Source organism: Nocardia cyriacigeorgica (genome assembly GCF_010858045.1).
GTDB lineage: Bacteria > Actinomycetota > Actinomycetes > Mycobacteriales > Mycobacteriaceae > Nocardia > Nocardia cyriacigeorgica_E.
The window spans coordinates 40,603-66,119 of record NZ_JAAGVC010000007.1; the positions used below are offsets into that span (position 1 = coordinate 40,603).

General features: G+C 68.3%; 26 protein-coding genes. 13 read left to right on the plus strand and 13 right to left on the minus strand.

The window, feature by feature from the left end:
• Positions 1 to 31: 31 nt before the first annotated feature.
• Genes GV790_RS09185 through GV790_RS09210 form a run of 6 tightly spaced genes read right to left on the minus strand, consistent with a single transcriptional unit; the run spans position 32 to position 3,540 of the window.
• A complete protein-coding gene (locus tag GV790_RS09185) occupies positions 32 to 1,000 on the minus strand; it encodes a TIGR03557 family F420-dependent LLM class oxidoreductase (protein WP_163812579.1) in 969 nt (322 codons plus the stop codon).
• A 45-nt stretch (positions 1,001 to 1,045) separates the two neighbouring features.
• Positions 1,046 to 1,798 (minus strand): metallophosphoesterase family protein, encoded by a 753-nt coding sequence (locus GV790_RS09190; RefSeq protein WP_163812582.1) that lies wholly within the window; start codon positions 1,796 to 1,798, stop codon positions 1,046 to 1,048.
• 35 nt (positions 1,799 to 1,833) lie between these two features.
• Entirely contained in the window at positions 1,834 to 2,106 is a 273-nt protein-coding gene (locus GV790_RS09195; RefSeq protein WP_163812584.1) for a BON domain-containing protein, read from the minus strand.
• Positions 2,106 to 2,669, minus strand: coding sequence for a nucleotidyltransferase family protein (locus GV790_RS09200; protein ID WP_163812586.1), 564 nt, complete (start codon positions 2,667 to 2,669; stop codon positions 2,106 to 2,108). Before GV790_RS09200 ends, GV790_RS09195 begins: the two co-directional genes overlap by 1 nt.
• 45 nt (positions 2,670 to 2,714) lie before the next feature.
• A complete protein-coding gene (locus tag GV790_RS09205) occupies positions 2,715 to 2,936 on the minus strand; it encodes a DUF6480 family protein (RefSeq protein WP_014350467.1) in 222 nt (73 codons plus the stop codon).
• Positions 2,937 to 2,952: 16 nt separating this feature from the next.
• On the minus strand, positions 2,953 to 3,540 hold the full coding sequence (locus GV790_RS09210) for a hypothetical protein (protein WP_163812588.1): 588 nt from the start codon (positions 3,538 to 3,540) through the stop codon (positions 2,953 to 2,955).
• Positions 3,541 to 3,651: 111 nt separating this feature from the next.
• On the opposite strand from GV790_RS09210, the gene GV790_RS09215 reads away from it, so the two are divergent.
• Positions 3,652 to 5,631 (plus strand): heavy metal translocating P-type ATPase, encoded by a 1,980-nt coding sequence (locus GV790_RS09215; protein WP_163812926.1) that lies wholly within the window; start codon positions 3,652 to 3,654, stop codon positions 5,629 to 5,631.
• A 38-nt stretch (positions 5,632 to 5,669) separates the two neighbouring features.
• Here the strand turns inward: GV790_RS09215 and GV790_RS09220 are convergent, their stop codons facing one another.
• The gene (locus GV790_RS09220; RefSeq protein ID WP_163812589.1) at positions 5,670 to 8,210 is read right to left on the minus strand and encodes an MFS transporter; all 2,541 of its coding nucleotides are present in this window, start codon (positions 8,208 to 8,210) and stop codon (positions 5,670 to 5,672) included.
• A gap of 309 nt (positions 8,211 to 8,519) precedes the next feature.
• Here GV790_RS09220 and GV790_RS09225 point away from each other — a divergent pair, with 309 nt between their 5' ends.
• From GV790_RS09225 to GV790_RS09235, 3 genes are all read left to right on the plus strand, one after another.
• A complete protein-coding gene (locus GV790_RS09225; protein ID WP_163812592.1) occupies positions 8,520 to 10,136 on the plus strand; it encodes a hypothetical protein in 1,617 nt (538 codons plus the stop codon).
• 200 nt (positions 10,137 to 10,336) lie between these two features.
• Positions 10,337 to 10,798, plus strand: a complete 462-nt coding sequence (locus GV790_RS09230; protein ID WP_280211015.1) for an ArsR/SmtB family transcription factor — start codon at positions 10,337 to 10,339, stop codon at positions 10,796 to 10,798.
• Between the two features lie 19 nt (positions 10,799 to 10,817).
• Positions 10,818 to 11,168, plus strand: a complete 351-nt coding sequence (locus GV790_RS09235; protein ID WP_163812594.1) for a hypothetical protein — start codon at positions 10,818 to 10,820, stop codon at positions 11,166 to 11,168.
• On the opposite strand, the gene GV790_RS09240 is transcribed toward GV790_RS09235, so the two are convergent.
• Positions 11,165 to 11,962 carry a class I SAM-dependent methyltransferase gene (locus GV790_RS09240; protein ID WP_163812596.1) on the minus strand — a complete coding sequence of 266 codons (798 nt, stop codon included), beginning with the start codon at positions 11,960 to 11,962 and terminating at the stop codon, positions 11,165 to 11,167. The genes GV790_RS09235 and GV790_RS09240 overlap by 4 nt on opposite strands.
• A 64-nt stretch (positions 11,963 to 12,026) precedes the next feature.
• Here GV790_RS09240 and GV790_RS09245 point away from each other — a divergent pair, with 64 nt between their 5' ends.
• Positions 12,027 to 12,587 (plus strand): PadR family transcriptional regulator, encoded by a 561-nt coding sequence (locus GV790_RS09245; protein ID WP_163812598.1) that lies wholly within the window; start codon positions 12,027 to 12,029, stop codon positions 12,585 to 12,587.
• Positions 12,588 to 12,692: 105 nt separating this feature from the next.
• On the opposite strand, the gene GV790_RS09250 is transcribed toward GV790_RS09245, so the two are convergent.
• Entirely contained in the window at positions 12,693 to 13,718 is a 1,026-nt protein-coding gene (locus tag GV790_RS09250; protein WP_163812600.1) for a hypothetical protein, read from the minus strand.
• Positions 13,719 to 13,942: 224 nt separating this feature from the next.
• On the opposite strand from GV790_RS09250, the gene GV790_RS09255 reads away from it, so the two are divergent.
• The 5 genes from GV790_RS09255 to GV790_RS09270 all read left to right on the plus strand — a co-directional run bounded on the left by GV790_RS09255 (position 13,943) and on the right by GV790_RS09270 (position 18,664).
• Positions 13,943 to 14,335, plus strand: a complete 393-nt coding sequence (locus GV790_RS09255) for a YciI family protein (RefSeq protein WP_163812602.1) — start codon at positions 13,943 to 13,945, stop codon at positions 14,333 to 14,335.
• Entirely contained in the window at positions 14,332 to 15,579 is a 1,248-nt protein-coding gene (locus GV790_RS09260) for an RNA polymerase sigma factor (protein ID WP_163812604.1), read from the plus strand. Before GV790_RS09255 ends, GV790_RS09260 begins: the two co-directional genes overlap by 4 nt.
• 18 nt (positions 15,580 to 15,597) lie before the next feature.
• On the plus strand, positions 15,598 to 15,732 hold the full coding sequence (locus GV790_RS31030) for a hypothetical protein (protein ID WP_256673152.1): 135 nt from the start codon (positions 15,598 to 15,600) through the stop codon (positions 15,730 to 15,732).
• Positions 15,733 to 15,920: 188 nt separating this feature from the next.
• Positions 15,921 to 17,246 (plus strand): hypothetical protein, encoded by a 1,326-nt coding sequence (locus GV790_RS09265; protein ID WP_163812605.1) that lies wholly within the window; start codon positions 15,921 to 15,923, stop codon positions 17,244 to 17,246.
• Positions 17,246 to 18,664 carry an outer membrane protein assembly factor BamB family protein gene (locus GV790_RS09270; RefSeq protein WP_175585838.1) on the plus strand — a complete coding sequence of 473 codons (1,419 nt, stop codon included), beginning with the start codon at positions 17,246 to 17,248 and terminating at the stop codon, positions 18,662 to 18,664. The genes GV790_RS09265 and GV790_RS09270 overlap by 1 nt, the downstream gene beginning before the upstream one ends.
• 332 nt (positions 18,665 to 18,996) lie before the next feature.
• Here the strand turns inward: GV790_RS09270 and GV790_RS09275 are convergent, their stop codons facing one another.
• Positions 18,997 to 19,272, minus strand: coding sequence for a hypothetical protein (locus GV790_RS09275; protein WP_163812607.1), 276 nt, complete (start codon positions 19,270 to 19,272; stop codon positions 18,997 to 18,999).
• 638 nt (positions 19,273 to 19,910) lie between these two features.
• Between GV790_RS09275 and GV790_RS09280 the strand changes: the two genes are divergently transcribed.
• The gene (locus GV790_RS09280) at positions 19,911 to 21,377 is read left to right on the plus strand and encodes an AAA family ATPase (protein WP_163812609.1); all 1,467 of its coding nucleotides are present in this window, start codon (positions 19,911 to 19,913) and stop codon (positions 21,375 to 21,377) included.
• 103 nt (positions 21,378 to 21,480) lie between these two features.
• Here the strand turns inward: GV790_RS09280 and GV790_RS09285 are convergent, their stop codons facing one another.
• Together GV790_RS09285 and GV790_RS09290 are read right to left on the minus strand one after the other, a co-directional pair.
• Positions 21,481 to 22,251, minus strand: a complete 771-nt coding sequence (locus tag GV790_RS09285; RefSeq protein ID WP_256673153.1) for a polysaccharide deacetylase family protein — start codon at positions 22,249 to 22,251, stop codon at positions 21,481 to 21,483.
• A gap of 320 nt (positions 22,252 to 22,571) precedes the next feature.
• Positions 22,572 to 23,063, minus strand: coding sequence for a MarR family winged helix-turn-helix transcriptional regulator (locus tag GV790_RS09290; RefSeq protein WP_163812614.1), 492 nt, complete (start codon positions 23,061 to 23,063; stop codon positions 22,572 to 22,574).
• On the opposite strand from GV790_RS09290, the gene GV790_RS09295 reads away from it, so the two are divergent.
• Positions 23,057 to 23,572, plus strand: a complete 516-nt coding sequence (locus GV790_RS09295) for a cupin domain-containing protein (protein WP_218586390.1) — start codon at positions 23,057 to 23,059, stop codon at positions 23,570 to 23,572. The genes GV790_RS09290 and GV790_RS09295 overlap by 7 nt on opposite strands.
• Positions 23,573 to 23,740: 168 nt before the next feature.
• Here GV790_RS09295 and GV790_RS09300 read toward each other — a convergent pair whose 3' ends face one another.
• Entirely contained in the window at positions 23,741 to 24,616 is an 876-nt protein-coding gene (locus GV790_RS09300; protein WP_218586391.1) for an NAD(P)H-binding protein, read from the minus strand.
• 137 nt (positions 24,617 to 24,753) lie between these two features.
• Between GV790_RS09300 and GV790_RS31740 the strand changes: the two genes are divergently transcribed.
• Positions 24,754 to 25,512: an AraC family transcriptional regulator gene (locus GV790_RS31740; RefSeq protein ID WP_163812618.1), complete on the plus strand. Its 759-nt coding sequence runs from the start codon at positions 24,754 to 24,756 to the stop codon at positions 25,510 to 25,512.
• Positions 25,513 to 25,517: the final 5 nt, after the last annotated feature.

The window sequence follows — 25,517 nt, forward strand, 5'->3', positions numbered from 1 at the left end:
CCGACCCGTGCCTCGAGGCTGGGAGCCGCGCTCAGGTCCGTGCGGTGAGCTCACGCATCGGTTTGTCCAGTTCTCGCTGATAGAAGTCGATGAACCCGTCCGGATCGGGGCCGGCGTTCTGCATCACCAGATGGTCGTACCCGGCATCGACGTAGTTCTGCGCCGCCGCCAGATAGCGGGCCGGATCGGGCCCGCAGGCCATCGCCTCGCGGATGTCCTCGACGCGCACGGTCGTGGTCGCCGCCGCGAAGTTCACCGGATTCGGCAACTCGCTCATCACCTTCCAGCCGGTCACCGCCCAGCGCGACGTTTCATGCGCGGCTTCGGCAGCGCTCTGCTCATCGGGCGCCCACGCCATGCCGACCTCGGCGTAGCGCGGCCCCGTCCCGCCCGCGGCGCGATAGTCCTCGACGATGCGCGCCTCGGGCTCGGTGGCGAACAGGCCGTCGCCCAATTCGCCGGCGATCCGGGCGGCGTCGGGTCCTCCCGCGGCCACCGCGATGGGCGGTGGGCTCTCGGGCAGATCGAAGACCCTGGCATCGGAGATCGACAGATACCGCCCGTCATAGGACTGGTAGCCGCCACGCCACAGCAACCGGATGATCTCCAGCGCCTCGCGCAGCATGTCCTGACGCACCGCGATCGGCGGGAACTCCCGCGCGACCACATGCTCGTTGAGCCGCTCACCGGAGCCGATGCCGAGGGTGAACCGGCCCTGCGAGATCAGCGCGAGCGTGGCCGCGGCCTGCGCCACGATCGCCGGGTGATACCGGATGATCGGGCAGGTGACGCCGGTGGCGAGACCGATCCGCTCGGTGCGGGCGGCGATGGCGCCGAGCGCGGTCCAGGCGAAGCAGGAATGGCCCTGGTTGTCCAGCCACGGATGGAAGTGGTCGCTCATCTCCACGAAGTCGAAGCCCGCGGCCTCGGCCTGCACCGCTTGCCGGATCAGCTCCTCGGGGCCGAACGCTTCGGCCGCCAGTTTGTACCCGATCTGCATGGTTGCCTCCTGTCGTTGGTGCCTGGGTCGTGGGCGAACAGGTCCTCAGCGCACCGCGCCCGGGCGGCCCACGCGCGCCGGCTCGGGCGCCGACCGCAGGTCGTAGATGGTGTACGCGGCCCGGATCACCGGCTGCGCGACATTGCGGACCCGGATCCCGCCCGGGGTGGTGCCGTGTTCACGTCCGGCGTGCGCATGCCCGTGCAGGGCCAGGTCCGCTCCCGCGTCATCGATCGCCTCGCCGAGCAGATAGGAACCGAGGAACGGATAGATCTCGGGTGGTTCGCCGTGCAGGGTATCGGTGACGGGGGAGTAGTGGGTCAACGCCACGGTGACGTCGGCGTCGCAGCCGGCCAGCGCCACCCGCAGCGAATCGGCCAGGGCCACTGCGCGTCCGGCGAAATCGCGCATCATCCGCTCACCGAACACACTGGCGCATTTGCCCGCGAAGCCGCCGCCGAAGCCGATGGTGCCCGCGACGGCGAGCGTCGAGCCGTCGATCTCCACGGTCGTGGCGGATCCTTCCAGCACCGTGATGTTGTGCCCGCCGAGCAGATCGGTGATCTCGTCCTGCGCGTCGCTGTGATAGTCGTGATTGCCGAGCACGGCGATCACCGGCACCGGCAGATCCGCGAATTCGTCGGCGACGACGCGGCCCTCGTCCACGGTCCCGTGTTTGGTGAGATCACCGGCCAGCAGCAGCACATCGGCGCGCTCGGGCAGCTGCTGTAGCGCCGGGCGCAGCAATCCGCGTGAATCGGTCCCCAGATGAATGTCTCCGACCGCCGCGATCCGCATGCCTGCCAACTCCTTCCGCTCGATGGGCCGTGCCGTCAGCGCAACTCCTCGCTCGGCCCCGGCTGGTTCGCCGTGCCCACCCGGACCTCGTTGTGGATGCGGGCCTCTGGCACGAGTTCGCGCACCGCGTCTTCGAGCCGCTGTTTTCGTTCGGCGCTGGTGACTTCGCCGTCGAGGACGACGACACCGCCGCGGATATGGATCTGCACACCCAGTTCGGCGGTGCGCGGATCCTCGGCCAGCGCGCGGCGCAACCGGGCGACCAGATACTGCGGCGGAGTGGATCCGGGATCCTGGGTCACTGGCATCAGTTGCCTCTTCCGGTGTCGGCGATCCCGAGATCGTCGATGAGCCCGAGGAACGCTTTGGCGTAGGGCGAATGTTCGGTCTGGGCGCGCACCGACCGCCAATCCACCTGTTCGCGCAGATCGCGGGCGATGCGCAGCAGCGGGCTGAGATCGAGCCGGTGCGCGCTGAAGACGAGCAGCTTGTCGACCATCAGATCGGTGCCGGAGATGACCGGCGCCCGGGTCGGGCCCACCGGCATCACCTCGGCCCGCGCCAGCATCTCGTCGGTGACGGCGCGGTCGTTGGGGCGGTGGACGACGTCGATGAGGGTGTCGCCGTCGTAGGCCTTGGTCAGCCAGTCCTCGGCCGCGTCGGCCACTCGCAGGCCCGTACGAGCCAGCACGCTGCGCACCTCGCCGATATCGGCGGGCCGGACGAACAGGTCCACATCATGGTCGGAGGCGGGCCCGCCGCGTGCGTACACCGCACAGCCGCCGGCCACCGCGAACGGTATCCCGGCCTCGGTCAATGCGTTCGCCGCGCGGGTGAGCGCGTGCAGCAGCTGGTCGATCGTCGGTGCCATGTTCGGGGCCTACCCGGGTTCACGGTGCTCAATCGCGGGCCGCGCTCACCCGAGCGAGATCACCAGCGCCACCGCCACCACCAGGAACACGGCCACGACCAGGACCGTCACCAGAATCGCCGCGATGCCGGTGAACGGGAAATGATGGCGGGTGTCGGGTTCGGGCGCCGACAGACCGGAGGTCTGCGGCGTATCCGGCGGTGTCGCGCCCGGCGCGACCCCGCCGCCGGGTTCGAGATCGGGAGTGCGGGACGGATCGGGGTCCATAGACGTCATGACAGGCCTACTCACCGTCGTTGTCCGGGGTCAACGGCTCATTCGGATGTTTTCCGGTCGTCTTGCGGTAGATGATCACCGCCGCGACCGCGATGGGAATTGCGAGGATCACGAGTAGCTCCATGATTGCCGCGTACCCGGTGCGGTCCCGACCAATCGGCAGAGCGCGGTTGTTCGCGCCGACCGCAGGCCGACCTCGCTCCTGTGCGCCGAGGAGCGACCGACTCGACCGGACCGGCTGTGAGAAATACCCCGGATGGGTACCGTCGGGGATATGGGCCCCGATCACGAATCGAACCAAGAACCGACCCCACGCACCGACGAGAGCGCTGAGCTGCCGAGCAGCGGTCCGGCCCGCGGCGCGGCCGCTGGAGGCGCACCTGCCCACGGTGAGGGCCATGAGAAGCACGGGGGCTATCGGGAGGACCACGGCGGTCACCGACGGCGCGGGCACGGTGATGACGGCGGCCAGGGCGAGCACGCAGGCGGTGGAAATGACGGGCGCGGCGATGCCGGTCATGGCCCGCATACTGGGCGTGGTGGGCACGGCCATGCGGCTCATGGAGGGCACGAGGCCGCCGGTCACGCCGGTCACAGCGACACAAGACACAGCGGGCACGGCCACGCTGGGCATGCCGGGCACGGACAAGCCGGCCACGCCGGCCACGGGGATCATGTGGCACAGTTCCGGCGGCTGTTCTGGTACATGCTGGTGCTGGCGGTGCCGGTGGTCGGTGCGAATGCGATGTTCGCGGATCTGCTGGGGTACGAGCTGCCGCACAATGGGCCGGTCACCTGGATTTCGCCGGTGCTGGGGACGGTCATGTATGTCTGGGGCGGGCGGCCGTTCCTCGCCGGCGCGGCGGGCGAGATCCGGGCGCGACAGCCGGGCATGATGCTGCTGATCGCGCTGGCCATCACGGTGGCGTTCTTCGCGTCGTGGGCCGCGGTGCTCGGCCTCGTCTCCCATGAGCTCGATTTCTGGTGGGAGCTGGCGCTGCTGATCGTGATCATGCTGCTCGGGCACTGGATCGAGATGCGGTCGCTGGGGCAGGCGTCGAGTGCGCTGGAATCGCTGGCGGCGCTGCTGCCCGACGAGGCCGAACGGGTCGACGGCGACGACATCACCACCGTCGCGGTCTCCGAGTTGTCCGAAGGCGACCTGGTGGTGGTGCGCCCGGGCGGCCGGGTGCCCGCCGACGGGGTGGTCGAATCCGGCAGCGCCGACGTCGACGAATCCATGATCACCGGCGAATCGGTCGCCGTACGGCGCGCGCCGGGCGATCGGGTCGTCGCGGGCACCGTCAGCACCGATTCCGCGTTGCGGGTCCGGATCACCGCGGTCGGTGACGATACCGCGCTGGCAGGCATCCGGCGTCTGGTCAGCGAGGCGCAGAACTCGTCGTCACGAGCACAGGTGCTCGCCGACCGGGCCGCGGGCTGGCTGTTCTGGTTCGCCGCGGGAGCCGCGGTGATCACCGCGACGGTGTGGCTTGCCCTCGGCGAACCCGACGCCGCCGTCACCCGCACCATCACGGTCCTGGTGATCGCCTGCCCGCACGCACTGGGGCTGGCCATTCCGCTGGTGGTGTCGATCGCGACCGAACGAGCGGCCAAGGCGGGGGTACTCATCACCGATCGTCGTTCGCTGGAGGCGATGCGCACCGTCGACGCCGTGCTCTTCGACAAGACGGGCACGCTCACCAAGGGCGAACCCGCGGTGGTCGATATCGCGGGCGGCGACGGATACGACGCCGATCAGGTCCTGGTACTGGCCGCTGCCGTCGAAGGCGACAGCGAACATCCGCTGGGGCGCGCGATCGTCACCGCGGCCGAACAGCGCGGCGACCGCGTTCCGGCCGCGACGGATTTCGCCGCCCGCAACGGTGTCGGCGTCACCGCGCGCGTCGACGGCGCGAAGGTCGGCGTCGGCGGGCCGGGCATGCTCGGCGAACACGGCCTGTCCGAACTGCCGGAAACCGCTGCGTGGGCGGCACAGGGCGCCACGGTGCTGCACGTCATCCGCGACGACGCGGTGATCGGCGCGCTCGCCCTGGCCGATGAGATCCGCCCGGAATCGCACCAGGCCGTCGCCGCTCTGCACGAGCGCGGTGTGCACGTCGCCATGATCACCGGTGACGCCGCCCCGGTCGCGCATGCGGTGGCCCGGCAGCTGGGTATCGACGAGGTCTTCGCCGGTGTGTTGCCGCAGGACAAGGGCGCCAAGGTGACGTCGCTGCAAGCGGCGGGCCGCGCCGTCGCCATGGTGGGCGACGGCGTCAACGACGCACCAGCGCTGGCGCAGGCCGATGTGGGCCTGGCCATCGGCGCCGGCACCGACGTGGCCATCGCCTCGGCCGGCGTGGTGCTGGCCGGTGACGACCCGCGCTCGGTGCTGTCGGTGATGACACTTTCGCGCGCCACCTATCGCAAGATGATCCAAAACCTCAGCTGGGCAGCGGGATACAACTTGGTCTCGGTGCCGCTGGCCGCCGGCGTGCTGGCGCCGTGGGGGTTCACCCTGCCGATGGAAGTGGGTGCGCTGCTGATGTCGGCGTCCACGGTGGTCGTCGCGATCAACGCCCAGCTGCTGCGCCGGCTGGATCTGCGCCCGGCAGCAGTGCTCGGGTCCGACGGGGCGCGCGCCGATTCCCCGGCCCCGCAGGAACTTCCGGCCGCTCGATAGGCAACAGCCGATCGTGGCCACCGCGGCCCGGCCGCAGCTCAGTCGCCGGTGTCGTAACCGAGTCGCACGTCGTGCGACACCTCACCGCCGGACACCATCACCTGCCCGGAGACCGCCGGATATCCGCGCGCGACGATCGTGTACCGGCCGACCGGAAGATCCGGCACCACGTACCGTCCGTGCTCATCGGTGCGGGTGGTGGCGGTCAGTTCGCCGGTGGCGTCGAGCACGGTGATCTGGGCGTCGGCAACGGTGCGGCCGTCCTCGGTTTCGGCCGTGCCGACCAGCACCGCCATCGGCGTCAGCTCGATATCGTGGCGCAGCACACCGGTGTCGGGCACCGCGAGGGTGCTGGCGTCCGGGCGCATATGGTCGGCTACTGCCACCAGCGTGTAGGAGCCAGCGACCACGCCTTCGCACACATAGCTGCCGTCCGCGCCGGTCACCGCCGCGGCTACCACCTCGCCCCGCTGATCGGTCAATGTCACGGTCGCACCGGTCAGCGGATCTCCGCTGCCGGCCGAACGCACCACACCGGACAGCCGCCCGGACCCGAGCAGCGTCAGATCGAGTCGCTGCGGCTGCGGTCCGACGGTCACATTGACCGCGGTGGGCTGATGCCCGCTCGCCGACGCGATCAGCACATAGCTGCCCGCGTCCGCGGTCGGGAAGGCGAATGCGCCATGCGCATCACCGGTGGCGCGCGCGGCCTGACGGCCCTTCGGATCGATCAGGGTGAGCGCCGCGTCGGGGACCGGCTGCCCGTCCTCGCGATGGACCCGACCGGCGATCGCGACGTGCTCGCCAAAGTCGCCGCGGGGCGCGAATGCGGCGGTCACGCTGGCCTCGGGCGCGCCGTGACCGTTGGACTCCGCGTGCCTGGCCGCGGCGGCCAGCACCGGCTCGGGCTCCGACAGCGCCTGCGCGGCGCCTTCCCACACCTGATCCTCGTCCCAGGACGAAGCGGCTGCCTTGTCGGTCGAGGCCGCATCCGGTGCGGTCGCCGGTATCGGTGCGTCCTGGAGCGGGATCTCCTTCATGAACATCAGCACCACGCACGCCAGCAACGCCACTGCGGCCGCGGCATAGAACACGCCCTGCATGGAGTCGGTGAAGCCGGTCAGGATCGGCGCCCGCACCTCCGGCGGCAGCGTGGCGATCACACTGGTGTTGCTCTGCAGGTCGCCGAGGGCGGCGGCGTCGAAGCCGGGCGGCAGCGTGCCGCCGAACGCGTCGGTGATCTTGCGCGGCAGCAGATTGAACAGGATGGTCAGGAAGATCGCGACGCCGAGGGTGCCGCCCATCTGCCGGAAGAACGTCGCCGATGCCGTCGACACACCCATATCCGACCGCGGGCCCGCGTTCTGCGCGGCGATGATCAGCGTCTGCATGCAGGCGCCGAGCCCGAGCCCGATGACGCCGCCGTAGACCAGCGGCTGCCACAGTGCGCTGTCGTAATGCACCTGCGCGTACAGCACGGCGCCCACCGCGATGATGAAGGTGCCCGCCACCGGCAGGATCTTGTAGCGGCCGGTGCGTTTGGTGATCTGCCCGGCCACACCGGAACCGATCATGATGCCGAGCACCAGTGGCAGCATCAGCAGCCCCGCTTTGGTGGGCGAATACCCGCGCACCACCTGGAAGTACTGCGGCACCATGGTGATCGCGCCGAACATCGCCACACCGACGATGAATCCGCCCGCGATGGTGACGCTGAACGTCGAGTTCTTGAACAACCGCAGCGGGATCAGCGCCGCGTCCTTCATCAGGAACTCGATCAGCACGAACAGCAGCAGCCCGGCCGCGCCGATGCCGTAGCAGGTCAGCGCCTTGTGCGAATCCCAGCCCCAATGCCTGCCCTGTTCGGCCACGATCAGCAGCGGCACCACACAGATCGCCAGGGCTATCGCGCCGAGCCAGTCGATGCGGTGGTTCTGCCGTTGATGCGGAACATTGAGCACCTTCGCCACCACGATCATCGCCAGCACCCCGACCGGCACGTTCACCAGGAACACCCAGCGCCACCCCTCGATACCGCCGAGGATGTCGTAATCGGAGAAGAAGCCGCCGAGCACCGGGCCGAGCACCGTCGCGCCACCGAAGACGATCATGAAATAGCCCTGGTAGCGCACCCGTTCGCGGGCAGGCACGATGTCGCCGATGATGGTGAACGCCAGCGACATCAGCCCGCCCGCGCCGAGGCCCTGGAACGCGCGGAACGCGGCGAGTTGATACATCGAGGTGGCGAAGGTGCAGGCCACCGAACCGATGACGAACAGCCCGATCGCGATGAGATAGAACGGTTTGCGGCCGTAGATGTCGGCGAGTTTGCCGTACAGCGGTGTGGTGATGGTCGCGGTGATCAGATAGGCGGTGGTGGCCCACGCCTGTTCGTCGAAGCCGTGCAAGCTGTTGGCGATCTTGACGATCGCGACGCTCACGATGTTCTGGTCCAGCGCGGCCAGGAACATGCCGAGCAACAGGCCGGAGAGAATCGTCAGCACCTGCCGATGTGACAGGGTGGTGCTCTCGCCGGTCTCCGGGGGCCCCGCGTCCGCCCGGGTGGTCGATGTGGTCATGTGAGCCCTGATTCTGGTCTGGTAGCCGTGGCTGGGGAGCGCGCGCTGCGGCGCGGCCGTCGACCGGATGGGCGGCGCGTGATCAGGCTGTGCGCCCCAGCAGAATTGTTTAGCAACAGCAACTAGTTGCGTCGGCCAACTATACAGTTGCCGGATGTGTCGGCCGTCACCGGGTTCGCGCGGGCTTGTGCGCACCGTCGATGGGAATCAATGGTTTCGCCGACAACGGTGCATCGACTATGAATGTGGGGTGCCACAGCCACGTGTGATCGTCTGCCCGCCTTCCGATCCGTGCCGCAGGGAGTCGATGTGACCATCGAGCACCCCATCGCGCAGCCCGTCGAGGACGAGGTCTCACAGCTGGCGCAGCGGGTCGAGAAAGCCCGCGGCCGGCTGGCCTACCAGTTCGATCCGGCGCTCACCGACGCCCTGTCGGAAGAAGAACTGCGCGCCGAACGCGAACTCGCCGAGCGCATTCGCGTCCAGGACCGGGCACAACGCTGGAAACAGGCCCAGGCGGCGGCCGCCGCCGCCGACCGTGCCAGGCAGACCACCGAAGAAATCGAGAAGGCCGACATTCGAGATCTCTTGTTAGCCCGCAAGGCAATCGCCAACCAGCAGCGCGAATCCAGTCCGCACGCCAAACTGGCCTCGCTCTACCGTCACCGCTCGTGGTCGCTGCGCGCACTGGCCGGTGTGGTGGCGGCGGGCATGTTGTGGTCGGCGGTCAATGTGCAGCACAACATCGCCCCCGGCGGGCCCGGCGACCCGCTGTACTGGTTCAGCTATCTGATCGAGGCGATGATCAGCGTCTGCCTCATCATCATCATGATCGGCACCAACAAGGTCGCCGAATGGGGTGTGGTCGACAACCGCCAGAAGGTCGCCGCCGCCGAAATCGCCCTGCTGGCCCTGACTGTCAGCCTGAACACCTACCCGTATGTGCGTGACGCGCAGTGGTACGAGGCTGCCGTGCACGCCGTGGCTCCGGTGATGATCGGCGTCGCGTTGCTCATCCACGACGCCGTCAGCGCCCGGTACGGTCTTGCCATCGCGCGGGCGACCGAGCAGGTCAGGGAATTGCCGGATCCGGCCGAGCAGATCCGCAATCGGCTGCCCGACATCAACAGTTTCCGGTTGAGCGCGCCCGATTACGCGTTGCAGCAGCCCGCGTCGATGGATCCCGAACCCGCGGTGCGGGAGGAGGTTCCGGCCGAGGCGGCGGAGCCGGAGATCGAGGGTGAGGCCGCCGAGGCCGAGACCGAGGTGCTCGAGCAGGAGCCTGCCGCAGAGCCCGCGCCGAAGGCGGCTTTCCGTAGCTCGGGCAAGCCGGCGACGCCGAAGATCCCGGTGTCGTTCGACGACGATGTGTTCCTCGGTTCTGCCGAGAAGGCGCCGGCCTCGGCGACGCGTGCCGGCACCAATGGTGTCGCGGCCGAGAGCAAGGCTGCTGCCGGCGTGTCCGATGGTGCGCGAACGGCCGAGCAGCGTTCGGTGAAGACGAGCGAGCCGGTGAACGGCGCTGCCACCACGTCGAGCGCGAAGGTGGGCGCCTCGTCGAACGGTGCTGCCCAGCCGGTGTCGAAGCCCGCCGCGAAGACTCCGGCGCCGGAGTCGCGCTCGACCTCGACGGCCTTCCGCTCGGCCGCGGCGCCGAAGCCGGCCGAGCCCACGGTGAGCATCGACCGGCCCGAACCGGCCCCGGCGTTCAGCGCCGTCGCCTCCTCGGACAGCCCGAAGATCGGTGCGCTGCGTGGGCGCAAAGCCAAGAGCAAGGCGTCCGAGGCCGAACCCGCGCTGCACGAGGTCGTGCAGGCCACCAGCATCTACGACACCGGCCAGTTCCGCATCGCCGAAGAGCTGGAACGCGAACTCGCCGAGATGCAGGCCGCACGTCGTCGCGCCAGGACCAGCAAGCAGCGCTGACCGCCTGCCCTCGGCGTCAGGGTCGCAGGGCGAAGTCTGCCGATCGTTGCGCGCTCGGCCAGGGCGGCCACTCCGCTGGCCCGTCGCCAGTTCGTGGACGGACGGCGCCCCCGGCGGATAGACGCAGGCCTCGCGCAGCGCGTCGCGTTCGCGCATGAGCGCGCCGACGATCTCGCGTGCGTGCTCATGAGCATGCGGATGTGCAGCCCGATCAGGTGGATCTGGTGGCGGAAGTCGCATGGGACGCGAAGTTTGTCCCGCACTTTTCGATGACAGGCGAAAAGAACGCGGCTACGCTGTCATTATTCGATAGGTGTCGAAGAGACGGAGCTGCGGTGCCGCTGGGACGTTGGAAGTCCGCCGACCACCCCGCGATCGAGGAGGTCGCGATCGATGATGTGCTGCACGCACTGGCCGACCCGACCCGTCGCCGGATCGTGCGCGCCCTGCTCGCCGACGGCGACAGACCGTGCGGCACCTTCGATCTCGGCGTCGCCGCCTCCACCCTCAGCCACCACTTCAAGGCCCTGCGCAAAGCCGGCATCATCCGTCAGTTCGACGTCGGCCGTCAGCGCATGAACACGCTGCGACTGGACGAACTCGGCACCCGGTTCCCGGGTCTGGTCGACTCGATCCTGTCGATGTCCGAACCCGACCGCTGAGCTGCCTCAGGAGTCCATCATGCCGACGATCATGTTCGCCCGGATCGCCGCCGTCCCGGTCAGCGCCTGGCTCATCGCCCAGTTGACCTTCGATACCACCTATCGCACCGACAACATCTTCGCCGCACCGGATTTCGTCTTCTCGCTGGTGCTGCTGATCGCGGCCTTCCTGCCCGCTCGAATCGCGCTGCCCGCGTTGACCGCGGGATTCTTCTTCGGTTCCGGCGTCATCACCGTCGCCGCGCTCGACCGATTCCACCGTGCGCAATTCGGCGCCGGGATCCTCGACCTCGTCATCGCCGCGATCTACCTGACGTGCGCCGCATTCCTCGTGGCGCGCACAATTCGTCGGATCGAGCCCGCAGGCTAGGGGACCGGTGTGTGGACCAGGATCTCCAGCCGGACGAAGGTCTGGTCGTAGGTGCCGTCCGGGGCGCGCAATTCGTCGACGGCGTCGGCGAGTTCCTCGGCCAGGCGCGCGTGTGCGGCCGCGGGAGCCTGCCGGGTGAGTGCGACCGCCGCGGTGGTGCGCAGCATGGCGGCCAGCTCGTCGCGGGTGAACGGGCGACGCTGCGGCACCGCGCGCACGCCGTCGTCGGGGATGACGAATCCGGCCGCGGCGAGCAATTCGGCCACGGGCGCCGGCTCCGGGAACGGTTCGGGCGGGCGCAGGTCATGGGCGCGGGCGACGCGCTCGAGCAGGCCGATCACCCCTGGCGCGTTCCCCGCCGCGGCAGACTCGGAGTGATACCAGCCATCGGGACGCAGCACCCGGTGCACCGCGGCGAAGACCCGCGGGTAGGCCGAGATCGGCAGCCAGTGCAACATCGCGCGGCTCACCACGAGATCGACCGTCCCCGGCGGGATCAGGCCGTCGAAATCCGTGGCCGAAGCGGTGAGGAACTCCAGGTTGGCGCCGGCCCGACGCCGAGCGGTGGCGAGCATGGACGGGTCCTGATCGATTCCGATGACCAGTCCGTCGGGAACCGATGCGCTGATCTTCGCGGTGAATTCCCCGGTACCGCACCCGAGATCGACCACCGTGTCCCACGCCCGAGGCGGATGGCGGGCCAGAAACCAGTCGTCGACCGCGCGATGATGCTCGGCGGCTGCCGAGTACTCCTCGCCACGCCACCCCGCACCCGCCGAACCGCCGAGGTTCATATCTTCGATGCTAATCCCGCGCCGCATCCTCGAGCTCATCCGGAGAGTAGAACCGGCGCCCGACATGGCGGATCTCGGAGCGCAGGACCACATCGTGCTGGGCTTGATCGCCCGCCACGGCCCGCTCACCCCCTATGACCTGAAGGCCCGCATCGAGGAGAGCGTCGACTACTTCTGGCCGATTCCGCACGCCCAGCTCTATCGGATCCCGGTGCGTTTGGCCGAACAGGGTCTGCTGCGTGAGGAAGCCGAAGAAGGAGGGCGCAGGCGGCGGGTCTTCCACCTGACCGGCAAGGGCCGCGAGCGCCTACGCGAGTGGCTCGCCGATCCCGCGACCCCGCCCGCCGAAACCAGGGACCCGGCCCAGCTCAAACTCTTCTTCGTCGACCTCGGCGATCCGGACGATGTCGTCGGCTTGGCCCGCCACCAGTCCGCGGAGCATCGCCGCTGGCTCGATCACTACCGCAAGCTCTACGACGCCATCGATCACACCGGAGGCGATGTGCGCGCCGTCGCGCGAGCCCGGATCCTCCAGCTCGGTATCGGGCATGAGCAGGCGTACGTGGATTTCTGGGAGGAGCTGGCCGCCGATTCCGAAGGGCCGACGACTCGGAACAGCAAGTAGCGCAGGGTATTCGCGCGGACGTGGGGCGCTCAGATGTCTGAGCGCCCCACGTCGGATGCGTAGTCGGAGGTTGGCGACCGCCGTCCACAGGAGCATCTGCTCGGATCAGCCTTGCGGGGTGCGCACGGTGAACGCCGCGGTGCGGACCGTGTCGCCGTGCTCGAAGTCGAGGAACAGCCGGTAGGTGCCGGGGCCAGGGACCGCGGTGTGGAACGAGATGTCCGGGCCGGGGGCGGTGACGCCGTCCCCCGGTTCACCGTTCGGGTGGACGTGGACGTAGGCCAGATCGCCGGCCCGGATGATCACGAGGTGACCGAATGCGGCGAGGTAGGGCTGCAGATCGGTGACCGGGGCACCGTCCTTGCGCACGGTGAGGGTGAGCAGGCTGCCCGCGCCGGTGGTGAGATCGCCCGCGAGCTCGACCTCGTAGCCGTCCACCTGGTACTTCCGGGCCGCCTCCGGAACCGGCCGAGGCGCGTACTCGCCGGCCACCGCCAGATCCGCGCCCAGCGTGATGGTCTTTCCGAGCGCCTGTGGCGAAATGTCGGTGAACACCCGATATGCGCCCGCGTCCGGCAGGTTCAACCGCACCGACCAGGTGCCGTCCGCCGACAGTTCCGGATGCACATGCCAGAACCCGGTCAGCTCGCGCGGCACGACGATCAGATGCAGTTGCTTGTCATGGATCGGGGTGTAGTCGGTGACCGGCCGGCCGTCCGGGCCAATGATCCGGAACCGGAAATCGACCTCGCCCGGCTGGATGATCGTGTCGGCGAGTTCGAGGGTGTAGCCGTCCTGGGTGATCAGGAGACCGCCAGGGAATTCTGATGCGCCGTGAGCTGAGTGGTCTGCATGGCCGGCGTGGGCTGCGTGACCGGCGTGGGCCGCATGGCCGGCGTAGTCGGCGTGCGCTGCGTGGTCGGCGTGCGCTGCTCGGTTGGTGTGGGCTGCGTGATCGCCGTGCGCTCCATGACCGCCGTGGGCTGCGTGATCACCATGATCGGCGTGCCCGGTGTGGGCCGTCAGTGCGGCGGCGTCGTGGCCCGCATGGTCGGCGTGAGCCGTGGCATGACCATCCGGTCCGGGATGGGTGGTGTGTGCCGAATGGTTGGTGTGGGCAGTGGTGCTCATGATCGTCGTCCTTACCGCTCGTCGTCTGTGGCTTGTTCGTCCGTTGCCACAAACCTATACCCCCTAGGGGTATCTAGCAACGCGCCGTTCAGTGATCCCGATCACACCGAGCGGACCGGCGAAAAATTTCGGCCGGGATGTCGATTCGCGTGCCCCCGGCTCCGACGTTCCGGGTGAGGATGGACCCGGACCGGTCCGTCACCGCACCAGACCGAGGAGCATCGATGAAGTACGTGATCCTGATTCATTCGAATCCGCAGCCGTGGGGGCATCCCACCGGCGATTTCCTGCCCGAGTTCCAGGCCTTGCCCGAGCAGGAGCGGGAGCGGATCAACGCCGATTTCGAGCGGCTGCTCACCGAGATGCAGGACAGGGGCGAACTGGTCGGCGGTGAGGCGCTCGGGGCGCCGGAGTCCGCTCGGCTGTACCGCTGGGACGACGGCAAGCCCCTGCCGACCGACGGGCCGTATTCGGAATCGAAGGAGCATCTGGCCGGCTTCTTCCTGATCGACGTCGACAGCCACGAACGCGCCGAGCAGCTCGCCGCTCAGTTCGCGGGTCCCGGCGAAACGGTCGAGCTGCGTCCAACCATGTGGCCGGGTGGCGAGGACCAGTGAGCACGGAGGCGGTGGGGCAGGTGTGGCGTCGCGAGGCGCCGCACGTGCTCACCGCCCTGCTGCGCAGGCACGGCGATCTCGGCGATTGCGAAGACGCCGCACAGGAGGCCGCCGAGGCCGCGGCCGTGCAGTGGGCGCGCGACGGGGTGCCGGACAACCCGCGCGGCTGGTTGATCCGGGTGGCGTCGCGAAGGCTGATCGACCGTCAGCGCGCCGATCTCGCGCGCATCGAACGTGAGGGATCGGTCGCCCACGCGCGCCGCGCCGAGGACGACCTCGCGCCTGCGGCCGACGCCGATCCACCGGCCACCGGCGATGACACCCTGCGCCTGTTCCTGCTCTGCTGCAATCCGAGCTTGAGCCGCCCCTCCCAGGTCGCGTTGACGCTGCATGCCGTCGCCGGCCTGACCACCGCCGAGATCGCCGCCGCCTACCTGGTGCCCGAGCGCACGATGGCACAACGCCTCTCTCGTGCACGAACCGGATTACGCGCCGCGCAAGCCACTTTCGACTTGCCCGCGGCAACCGAGCTTCCGGCTCGGATCGCGGCCGTACTCGACGTCTGCCACCTCATGTTCACCGAGGGCCACACCCGAACCGGCGGCACCGCACTGCTGGATCCGGGCCTGGCGGGCGAAGCCATCCGCCTCACCCGCCAACTGCACCGCGTGGTGCCCGACCACGACGAGGTAGCCGGCGCCCTCGCCCTCATGCTGCTCACCCACGCCCGCGCGGCTACCCGCAGCGATCACGGCGATCTCGTCCCGCTCGCCGAACAAGACCGCACCCGTTGGGATTCCGAGCTGATCGCCGAAGGCGTCCGCATCCTGGAAACGATCCTGCCCCGCGGCCACGTCGGCCGCTACCAGCTCCAGGCCGCGATCGCCGCGGTCCATGCCGAAGCGCCCACTTGGGAGTCCACCGATTGGCCCCAGATCTGCGTCCTCTACACCATGCTGGACCGCATCGCCCCCAGCCCGGCCGTCACCCTCAACCGCGCCGTCGCCGTGGCCATGGCCTTCGGCCCGGAACAGGGGCTCGCCCTGATCGATCCGCTACTGGACGACCGGGCCATGCGCCGCCACCACCGCACCCACGCGGTCCGCGCCCATCTGCTGGAAATGACCGGCGACCGCGTCGGTGCGATGGAGAGCTATGCCGAAGCCGCGCGGCTGACCACAAGCCTGCCCGAACAGCGCTATCTCAATGCGCGGATGCGACGTGTGACAGGCGAATCGAACTGAACGCGGCTGCGTACGGCGGTGACCGACAGCTTGATCAAGGAAACGTCAGAAACCAGCCCTGCCGCTCAGATCGCGGATGCCAAAAGGCTTGCCGACGAGGGTGTTATCACCGCCGACGAGTTCGAGCGCCTCGAGGCCAAGGCACTCGCCTGAGCCTGCCCGGCCGCCCGTGCCCAGTGCGGGCGCCCGGGCGTTGGGCGAAAGGCGCCCGCATCGCCCGCACGGTCCGCTCGCCGCCGGTACTGCCGGTGACTTCGGCACTGTCGCCGATGGTCGGTGAACTCGGCCTGGTCATCGGCGGGCACCGCCTGATCTAATGGCCGGGATCGGAAGGAGCCGCGGTGCGGGATACCACGCGGGATGACCCGGCGCCTACGCCGTCGCGCGCGGTCAGCGGTTGGACGACGGGGCTGGTGTGCGTGGCGATCGTGGCAGGCGGGGTGATCGTCGGCGGGTTGCTGCACGAACCGCAGACCGAGTTGACGACGGCGCCGCCGACCACGACCAGCGCCGCACCGCAGCCGACCGAGCAGCACACCTATGTGACGCCGCCGGTGACGTATCCGACGCAGATTCCCGGCTGTGCGGTGGTCGAGCCACCCGGCGAGGGTGGGCTGTTCGGCTGGGTGGCGACGCAAGAGTTCGGCTACGACAATCCGGCGTACCCGTGGTTCGACGGCAAGAAGGCCATGGCGATGTCGACGGCCCTACGCGAGGCCCTGCCCGAGGGGGTCGTCCTCGATTTCGCACCGGTCGGCGAATCGCTGATCTTTCAGCCCATCACCGGCGAACCGGACTCCGAAATCGAGCCCTTCACAGACGCGACCGCGTCGCTGCGGCGCGGTGATGGCGCGGGATGGCTGTCGGTGACGGTCCGGCAATCCGGCGACCCGATCCCGCCGTGCGTCGCGGGCGCGCTCGATGAGCGCCGCGTCCTCGCCGACGGCACGATCGTCGATACGCACGACACCTGGTCCGAGACCGACGGTGTGCGCACGCTCTCCCGCAGCGCTACCGCATATGCGCCGGATGGCACCGTGGTCGGCGCGTATGTCACGGATGCGCCGACCAATGGCGATCCCACCGGCACGGTGCCGATGAGCATTGATGAACTCGTCGCGCTGGTCTCCGCGCCCGGCGTGCGGATCACCGCACCTGTTCCGCCGGGAACGCCGAATCCGCCCGAATCCTGTTCCACCGATGGCGAATCGCCCGAGATCGATAAAGCCACCGCTCGACGGATGGGTGCGGCACTGGCCCGTATCCGGCTCGACGGCGTGACACTGGATCGCCCGCTGGGTGAGTTGCGTCCGGGGGGATTCGGCGATGGCGGGGTGTGTCAGTCGGTCGTGGTGGGGCCGGAGGGCAGTCAATCGCGGCTGACCATCACGATCACGACTGAGCAGGCCGTGTCCGAGGCCGATGGTGCGGATCGGCTCAGCCGGCGTGAGCTGCCCGACGGGACGGTCGTGGACAGCCGGGAATCGCGCTACAGCACTACCGATGCGTCCGGGGTGATGACGCCGACGATGTCGCGCAGTGTCACGGTGACGCGCACGTCCGGTACTCGAGTGGAGGTGAGCTCCATCGCGGGTGAACCCGCGCAACCTTTGTCCACGGCGCAACTGGAAGCCATCGCTCTGGTTCCCGGCCTGGAGGTCTCGTAATGGCATTGGCACCGGGAGTGCGCAATTTGGTCCTCGCGGCCGTCGCGGCTGTTCTCACCAGCGCTGGAGCGGTTGCGGTGCTGATGCAGCCGGAGGACGGCACCCGCAAGATCACCGGTACGAACGACGCGGCGCCGGGCCTGGCGTGGTCGGTCGACGCCGCTGCCATTTATGGGCAGTCGTCGGCCGAATTCCGTGATCCCGTCGGCGGCACCGAATTCGATTTCGCCGGTGCGGGTTTCGTGGAGGCAGGCGACGCGGTGGTGGCGGTGATCGGCATTGCCGAAGATTCGGCATTGCGTGAGCCGAAGCTGTACGGATTCGACGCCGAGACGGGGGAGAAGCGCTGGGAGGCGCCCGCGGCCGGCCTCGGCGGTTGCGCCGACGTGCCCGTCGACGGGTCGCTGGTGTGCTACACCGGCTACTCGGTCGACAATACCGCGCTCATCGGTATCGATATCGCCGACGGAACCGTCACCCGCACTACGGTCGATTGGCAGATTTTCAGCATGGCCGCCGTTGACGACCGTCTCTTCATCGCCGAGGGCAACGTCGAATCCGATGATGTTCGCGTGCATTCGGGCACGCTTGCCGACCCGGACGCCCTTTGGACGCGCCAGTTCGCCATGGGGACGTTGTGGGAAGACCTCCCGTGGAATGCGCTCGACGTTTCCCACGGCCAAGGCCTGTTCACCCTCGGCATCGATATGGTGGCGTTCGACCTGCGCACCGGGGAAACCACATGGACCGCTCAACTGGATGGATGTTCCCGCACCACACCGACATTCGATGCTCTGGTCGTGCGCGTCAACACCGAATGCGATGGCTACCGGGTCACCGGAACCGACCTGCTGGACCGCACCGGCCGCGTCCTGGCCACCACCAGTACTCCCGGCTCACATGAGGTGAACCCCGACCGTCCCGCCGACGCCACCATCCCCGTGTTGCTGGGCGATGCCGCCTACGACCGTCGCGACGGCACCCTCCGCTGGACCAGCCCCGACCTGCTCTCCACTCCACCCCAGGACCAGGCCACGGATACCCGAGGCCCTCACATCGCCCTCCTCGACCGAGGCACAGCCATCGCCATCCTCGGCGACACCGCCATCCTCCGCGATCCCACAACCACAACCATGACCGGCCTCGATCTCCGTAATGGACAACGCCTCTGGCGCGCCGCGGATGACCGTTACGGAACGATCCAAGGATGGGACGGCACCGTCGCTGTCCTCACCGACTCAACCGGCCTCTGGGCAATCGAACCGCGCACCGGCGAAACCGTTTGGGAAGCGCCATTTCTCGCCATCAACAGCGACGGCGACGCCCTCGTCGGCAGCGGCGAATTCACCGCCCGCGGGCCGGGCCGATACCTCTTCGCCACACCGCGCACAATGCTCGGCCTGCGTCCTCTCGATTAGCGATTGCCGGTCCTGCGGCAACCGATGTCAACGGCGGCAATTGCGGCCCGGTCATTGAGGGTCTTTCCACTGGTGACGTTTCCTGCTGGTCGACCTGCTCGGCCTGCTCCATTCCGGATCGGCGGTTGCTGCCATCCGTGCGCTAATCGCCGTCCCCGGCGAATAGCAGGACTGCTGCCGCGAGGTGGACCATGCAATCGTCGGGGCGGTGGCGCCGGTGCAGGTCGAGTAGCTGCCGCGCACGTGCGGGGGTGAGGTCGAGCAAATGCACCCGGCACATGTGCTCGGCCAGTCGGCCGTCGGCTTGGACGTAGATGCTGTGGGGATGTGGGTCACAGTCGCTCCCGTCGGGCGTGGTTTCGATAGTCCGGATCGTTGAATTCGCGTTCGGCGTCGTCGATTCCACGCCACGACCGAGGCAGCTCGATACGCCCTGATGCCACCACCGCTACCAGGTCGTCATAACCGTCGCGAAGCTCGGCCAGTTGAACCCACGCTCGATGCACGCGATCATCGGCGGCCGGCAGCCGCGTCAATTCCCAGCACGCCACCACCTGCGCTTCCGCTAATCGCGCCACCACCGACCCGAGCGATTCGGTGCCTTTCACCGGCCCGCACCGCACGGTTCGCATCTGCCCGGCCAGCCAGGCATCGATATCCCGTACGACGCCACTGCTCCGCGCCCGAATCCCCGCTCGTTTGGGTAGTCGGTTCCCAGCCTCTGCATCACATTTCCTCATGCGAGGTAGTGAATGTCGACGCCACCTGCACCGCCTCCGTATTCGCTCGATACGGGTTTGCCCTCGTGGTGGTCCTTACGATTCCGGTAGTGCTGTGTGCCCTCCCGGCATACCGCCCTTTTCCCTGGTCGACCTGGCTCGTGGCCGCAACCCTTATCGTTGGTCCGATTCTCGCTGTGGGCGCTACCGATACGATGTTCGCGACCTGGATCTACTATCTGCCATTCGGCGCCGCGGCTGTTGTGGTGGCCGTACTGGAGCGGCGGCGCGAGCGGATGGGCGTGAGCACCTGACAGTCCGCGAACGACCGCCTACCTCGAGGGCAAGAACCAGGCTGAGCGGGTATCGCGGTGGATCGCTCTGTTCGATGGCCGTCATGACACAGCTGGATGGGGGTTCGCGGTGCGCCCGGGTTCAAAAGGTGTGTTGAGCTGGGTCGATCCCGTTCTCCATAATTTGTAAAGGTATAGTTAGTAAAACTGTACTTCTACAAACCTGGAGCGGGCATGGATAAACCATTGGACATGTTCGACCGGGATCACGAGTGGGCGGCGCTGTCGCGATTCGTCGCCGATGAGCAGCCCGGCGCAACCCTCGGCGTGGTCTCCGGGCGGCGGCGGCAGGGCAAGACGTTCCTGCTCGAGGCGGTATGCAAAGCGGCCGGCGGGTTCTACTTCGGGGCGACGGAGGCTGCGGACTCCGAGTCGTTGCGGCGGATCAGTGCGGCGTTGACCGACCATATTCGCCCGGCGAGTCCGTTTCACTTCGCGCGCTGGGACGAGGTGATCGACACCTTGCTCGGCTTGGGGGCCGACGGGCCGGTCCCGGTGGTGATCGACGAATTTCCGTATCTGGCCAAGGCCGATCCGGAACTACCGTCGATCATTCAGGAGGCGTTCCGCCCGCTGCGGGACCAGCGCACCACATCGCGGACCAGGCTGTTGCTGTGCGGGTCTGCATTGTCGTTCATGGGCAAGTTGCTGTCGGGCAGCGCACCGCTGCGGGGCAGAGCGGGGCTGGAGCTGCTGGTACGTCCGCTCGACTACCAGCTGGCGGCAGAGTTCTGGGGTATCACCGATCCGCGACTGGCGGTCCGGGTCAATGCCATCGTCGGAGGCACACCGGCCTATCGTCGCGAGTTCGCCCGCGGCGACGTCCCAGCCGATGCCGCCGACTTCGACTCGTGGGTCGAGCGCACAGTGCTGAACCCGGAGACGCCGCTGTTCCGGGAACCCCGTTATCTGCTGGCCGAAGAGCCGGACCTGCGTGATACGGCGCTGTATCTGTCTGTGCTCGGCGCGGTGGCCAATGGAAACGCCACGCGCGGTGGAATCGCCGGCTACCTCGAACGCAAAGCCGCTGACCTCACCCACCCGATCAACGTGCTCGCAGATGTCGGCCTGCTGCATCGAGATGCGGATGTGTTCCGGCAGAACAGATCCGCCTACCGGATCACCGAGCCACTGATCGGTTTCTATCACGCCATCATGCGGCCGGTGTGGGATCAGTTGGAGCGTCCCGGTAGTGCGCGCCGCGTGTGGCAGGCGAGCCAACGCCGTTTCACGGCTAATGTGCTGGGCCCGCACTTCGAACAGATCTGCCGGGAATGGGCGCTGCACCACGCCGATCCGGAATTGTTCGGGGGTTTGCCCGCACGAGTCGGACACGGCGTTGTCCCCGATGCCACCGGTCGGACCAGTCATGAGGTCGATGTCGCGGTCATCGGACTCGACGACGGCAGGAAGCCGCCGCTGCTGGCCATCGGCGAGGCGAAATGGAACGACACCATGGGGCAAGCGCACATCGACCGGCTCCGGCACATCCGCGATCTCATCGAACGAGCCGGCCGCTACGACACCAGTAACACTCGGCTGATCCTGTTCAGCGGCGCCGGATTCAACGACAACGCGATGCGGGTCGCTGCGGCAGAGCCGGATCTCACCTTGATCGGACTCACCGATCTCTACGGGTAGGTCGGCTGGTGCGAATCGCCGGCGGTGGTGAGGCGGCGCGGATGTGGAAGGTTGCCGCCGTCACGTCGAACACGGCCAGTGCGCAGTCGTGGGACTCGTGGGCTCACATCTCCAGGTGGGTGAGGTTCGTGCCCTCGGCCAGCAGTGTGCTCAATGCCGCGCGCACCCCCGCCGCCGTGCCCGACGCGGGGTGGTTGAGGTGGGCGAGGATGATGGCCCCGTCGGGTGCGTGACGGATGTGGGTGGCGACGGTGTCGGGGGAGGCGGTCGCGCCGTAGTCGGCGTTGACGGCGAAGCCGGCGAGGCGGACGCCGAGGAGGCCGGCGATCTCGACCGCGACATCGTCGTAGTGGGCGGTGCCGGCGCGGAACCAGGTGCTCGTCACGCCGAGTGTGTCGCGCAGGTAGCGGCGGTTGGTCTCGATCTCGTTCACCACGCCCGCCGGATCCGCGGTGCCCGGGATTCCGTAGGCGGCGGCGCCGTTCACCGACAACGGCAGATGGCCGGTGCCGTGATTCTCCAGCCGGAACAGTGGATCGGCGGCGAGAGCCGCGGCGACGGCCGGGTTAGCGGTCAGCCACCGGTGGTTGAGGAAAAGAGTTGCCGGGACACCGAATTCGCGCAGCGTATCGAGGAGCCGATGGTCGACCGACGACCCGGATGGCCCGCCGCAGCCGTCGAAGGTCAGTGCCAGGGTGCGGCGGCCGGGCACGGTCGCGACGTGCGTCTGAATGCCGTGGATATGGGTGCCCCAGTGCCGCGGAGCGCGCCCGGCGAATCGGTGCGGTTCGAACGCGTGAGCCGGGCCGGTGTCGCTGCGTGGCCGCCCCTCCGCCTGCGCCGCGCCGAGTGCGATCGGTGCGAGCGCACCCAATGCGAGAAACCGGCGTCGACCGACCGTGAACCCCGCCGATCCACCCGAAAACCGCCGCTGAACCCGCACCATTCCTCCCTGTGATGTCGAGCCACTTCCGATACACACACGCCCCGGTCGGCCTGTCGTGCACGACCTTTCCCGGCAGGCGAGTGACACCGCCCCGGCCCTCCGAGGGGTGTTCCGGGCAGCGCGAGATTACCGTGTGCCACGGGAAGAACTGAGCGGGACCAGGCACCCACATCGGGGCGGCCATCCCAGCATTGGGGGTCTCGTCATTGCCGAGCATTCGACTGCGGTGCGGCCCCCATGAGGGCGGCCTACCGAGCCCGCGCGGCGAAGACCTCGCGCGCAAGCGAGTCGGCGGACTCGATGATCGCTTCGAGATTCGCGCGCAACTCGCGGAGGTCGTCGGCGCCGAGGAGCCTCGCCAAGGCTTCCTCGACGGCGGGCACGGTGGATTGGGCGATGGCGATCACCTGTTTGCCCCGGTCGGTGGGGACGACGAGTTTCGCGCGGCGGTCGCTGGGATCGGGCTCTCGGGTGACGTAGGCGTGGGCTTCGAGGTGGGCGACGAGTTCGGCCATCGCCTGTTTGGTCATCTGCGCTCGCTCGGCCAAGGCGCTGACCGTGGTGCCGGTGTCGTCGAGGTGCTGGAACACCACGCCATGTGCGGCCCGGATCGCCTCGTGGCCCGCCGCCGCGAGGCGGGCCAGGGCCAGATCGTTGAGCACGGTGAACGCATCGCGTAACAGCACCGCGGTATTCGAGGGCCGCGGACTGCCGTCCGTGATGGGCCGAGTCGTTGACATCGACAGGCCTCCTGTCTATCGTTGACGATATGGACATGCTACCTGTCGATCGCTCGAACGTTGAATGCTGGCAGCTCGGAACCGACCGGATCGCGGTGCTGGCGACCTGCGCCCAGACCCGGGGAGATCTCTTCGCTGTGGAGATCACGATGCCGCCCGGTGGTGGCCCGCCCGTCATGCACCGTCACGAACCCAGTGAGGTCTATTACGTCCTCGCTGGTGAGTTCACCTTCTACATCGGTGAGCCGGACGGCGTCGTCCGGCGGCGGGCCGGAGTGGGGGAGGTCGTTCCGCTCGCGGGCGGGACGCCGCACACGATTCGCAACGAAACATCCTCCGACGCAGTTGCTTTCGCTGTACACACGCCCGGAGGCGTCATGGAGCGGTTCACCCGGGCCGCCGCCGCACTCGCGGCCGGCTCGGAGCAACCGGATCTCGACCAGGTCCTCGCCCTGGCCCATGAACACGGCATCGAGATGCTGGGTCCGGTGCCTGCGGAGTGCGTGTAGGCAGCATCCGCTGTGTCACCGGGTCGTGCGGGCAACGGGTCGACGGCCACCGCGGCGGCGATCGCCGGATTCGCGGTCAGCCACCGAGAGGCTGGGGGCAGTGTTGCGGGTACCCCGAATTCGCGCAGCGTGTCGAGGATGGTCGACCGCCGACCCGTATGTCTTCGGCTAGCTCACCGCACTCCTGTTGCCGGCAGCGGTAAATGCGGATGCGTGATCGGCGGCCCACTCCGCGTAAGTACGCGGCGCCCGGCCGAGGACCTGGCGGACATCGTCGGTGACGACGGCATTGCGGCCCTCGAGTACATAACGTTGACCGGCGAGTACGCCATCGATGTACTCGCTGGTCATGCCGGCCTCCTGCATGTGCCGGCGGGCGGTGTGCTCCGGAATGTCGGCGACGAGGACCTCGCGGCCGAGCGCTGCACCGAGAATCGCGGCCTGGTCCGGGACGCTGAGCAGTTCGGCGCCGGTGAGGGTGTAGGTACGTCCGGAATGTCCGTCTGCCGTCAGAGCTTCGACGGCCACCGCGGCGATATCGCGTGGATCGATGATGCCCTGCGTGGCCGTACCGGTGAGGTTCGGTGCCGGCTGCCCGGCACGCAGGGCATCGGCCCAGCGCAGCGTGTTGGAAGCAAAGGAGCTGGGGCGCAAGATGGTCCACTCCAGGCCGCTGTCGCGGACCGCCTGCTCGCCGGGTAGATGCCAGGTGCCGACCCGGCCGAGCGCGGGATCGCCGGTGCCTATCGCGGAGAGCTTCACGATGCGCTGCACTCCGGCGGATACCGCGGTGGCGATGAGGGCGCGGTCGGTATCGATATCGTCGGGGCCGAGTACGCCGACGAGGAAGACGGCGTGGGTCCCGGTCATCGCCGCGGACATGGACGCGGGATCGGTGTAGTCGCCGCGCACCACCTCTATGCCGGCCGGGACGGTGGCACGGTCGGGGTCGCGTGTCACCGCACGGGCCTTGTCGCCGCGTGCGGCCAATTGCCGCAGGATCTCACTGCCGATGGTGCCGGTCGCGCCGGTTACGAGAATCATGCTGACCATCGTGACGGCTCGATGACCTGGAACTATAGGAATATTCGGCACACTCGCCGCGTAGGGAATCGGGCTAGTGTGGTCGGGTGACCAGAGCAGCGACACTCGCGCGGAACCTCGACCTGCTGGAGTCGAGTGTGCCGGTGCCGGAGTCATTGCGGCCGTGGCTGATCGACCTGGGGCGGATTCCGACGGTCACCGACCTGAACGGGGCGTTCGTCTATACCCCGCACGCCTTGACGTCGGTGGTGCTGCGAACCGAGACTGCGGGGCGCAGCGAGGCGTTCGTGGTGGGGCCGCAGACTCGCGCGTCGTATTCGATGCCCGACAAGCCCGGCGGCTGCCTGCGTATTCGATTGGCTCCGGGCACTACTCAGCAGTTGCTCGGTGTTCGCGCCGCGGAACTCGCCGACGGCGTATTCGCCCTCGCTGATATGCCCGGTGCGGTAGGTGTACTCGCCAACGAGTTGGCACATCGGCCGGCAGTGGACGTGCTGTCGTTTCTGGAAGAAGCTCTTCCGCAATATGTTTCGGAGACGGATACGCAGCGTTCCCATCGTCGCCTGCTGCGGGACGCCGTCGAGGTGATCGGCAGCGGCGCAGCCCCGGCGATACCGGATCTCGCTGCGGAGCTCACGGTGAGCGAGCGCCAGCTGCGCAATCTCTTCGCGACGGGTATCGGTGTGTCGCCCAAGCACTTCGAGCGGATCTGCCGAGTGCGCGGCGTTCTCGCGCAGACTGGTGCTTCGCCATGGTCAGAGGTGGCCGTCGCCGCGGGCTACTACGACCAATCACATCTGTCCGCCGACTTCCGGTCATTGATGGGCGTACCACCGGCCACCTTCTTCCGAGGCGAGCTGCCCGCGCCGACCGCTTGCCGGAGTCCGAACCGGTAGGGGCT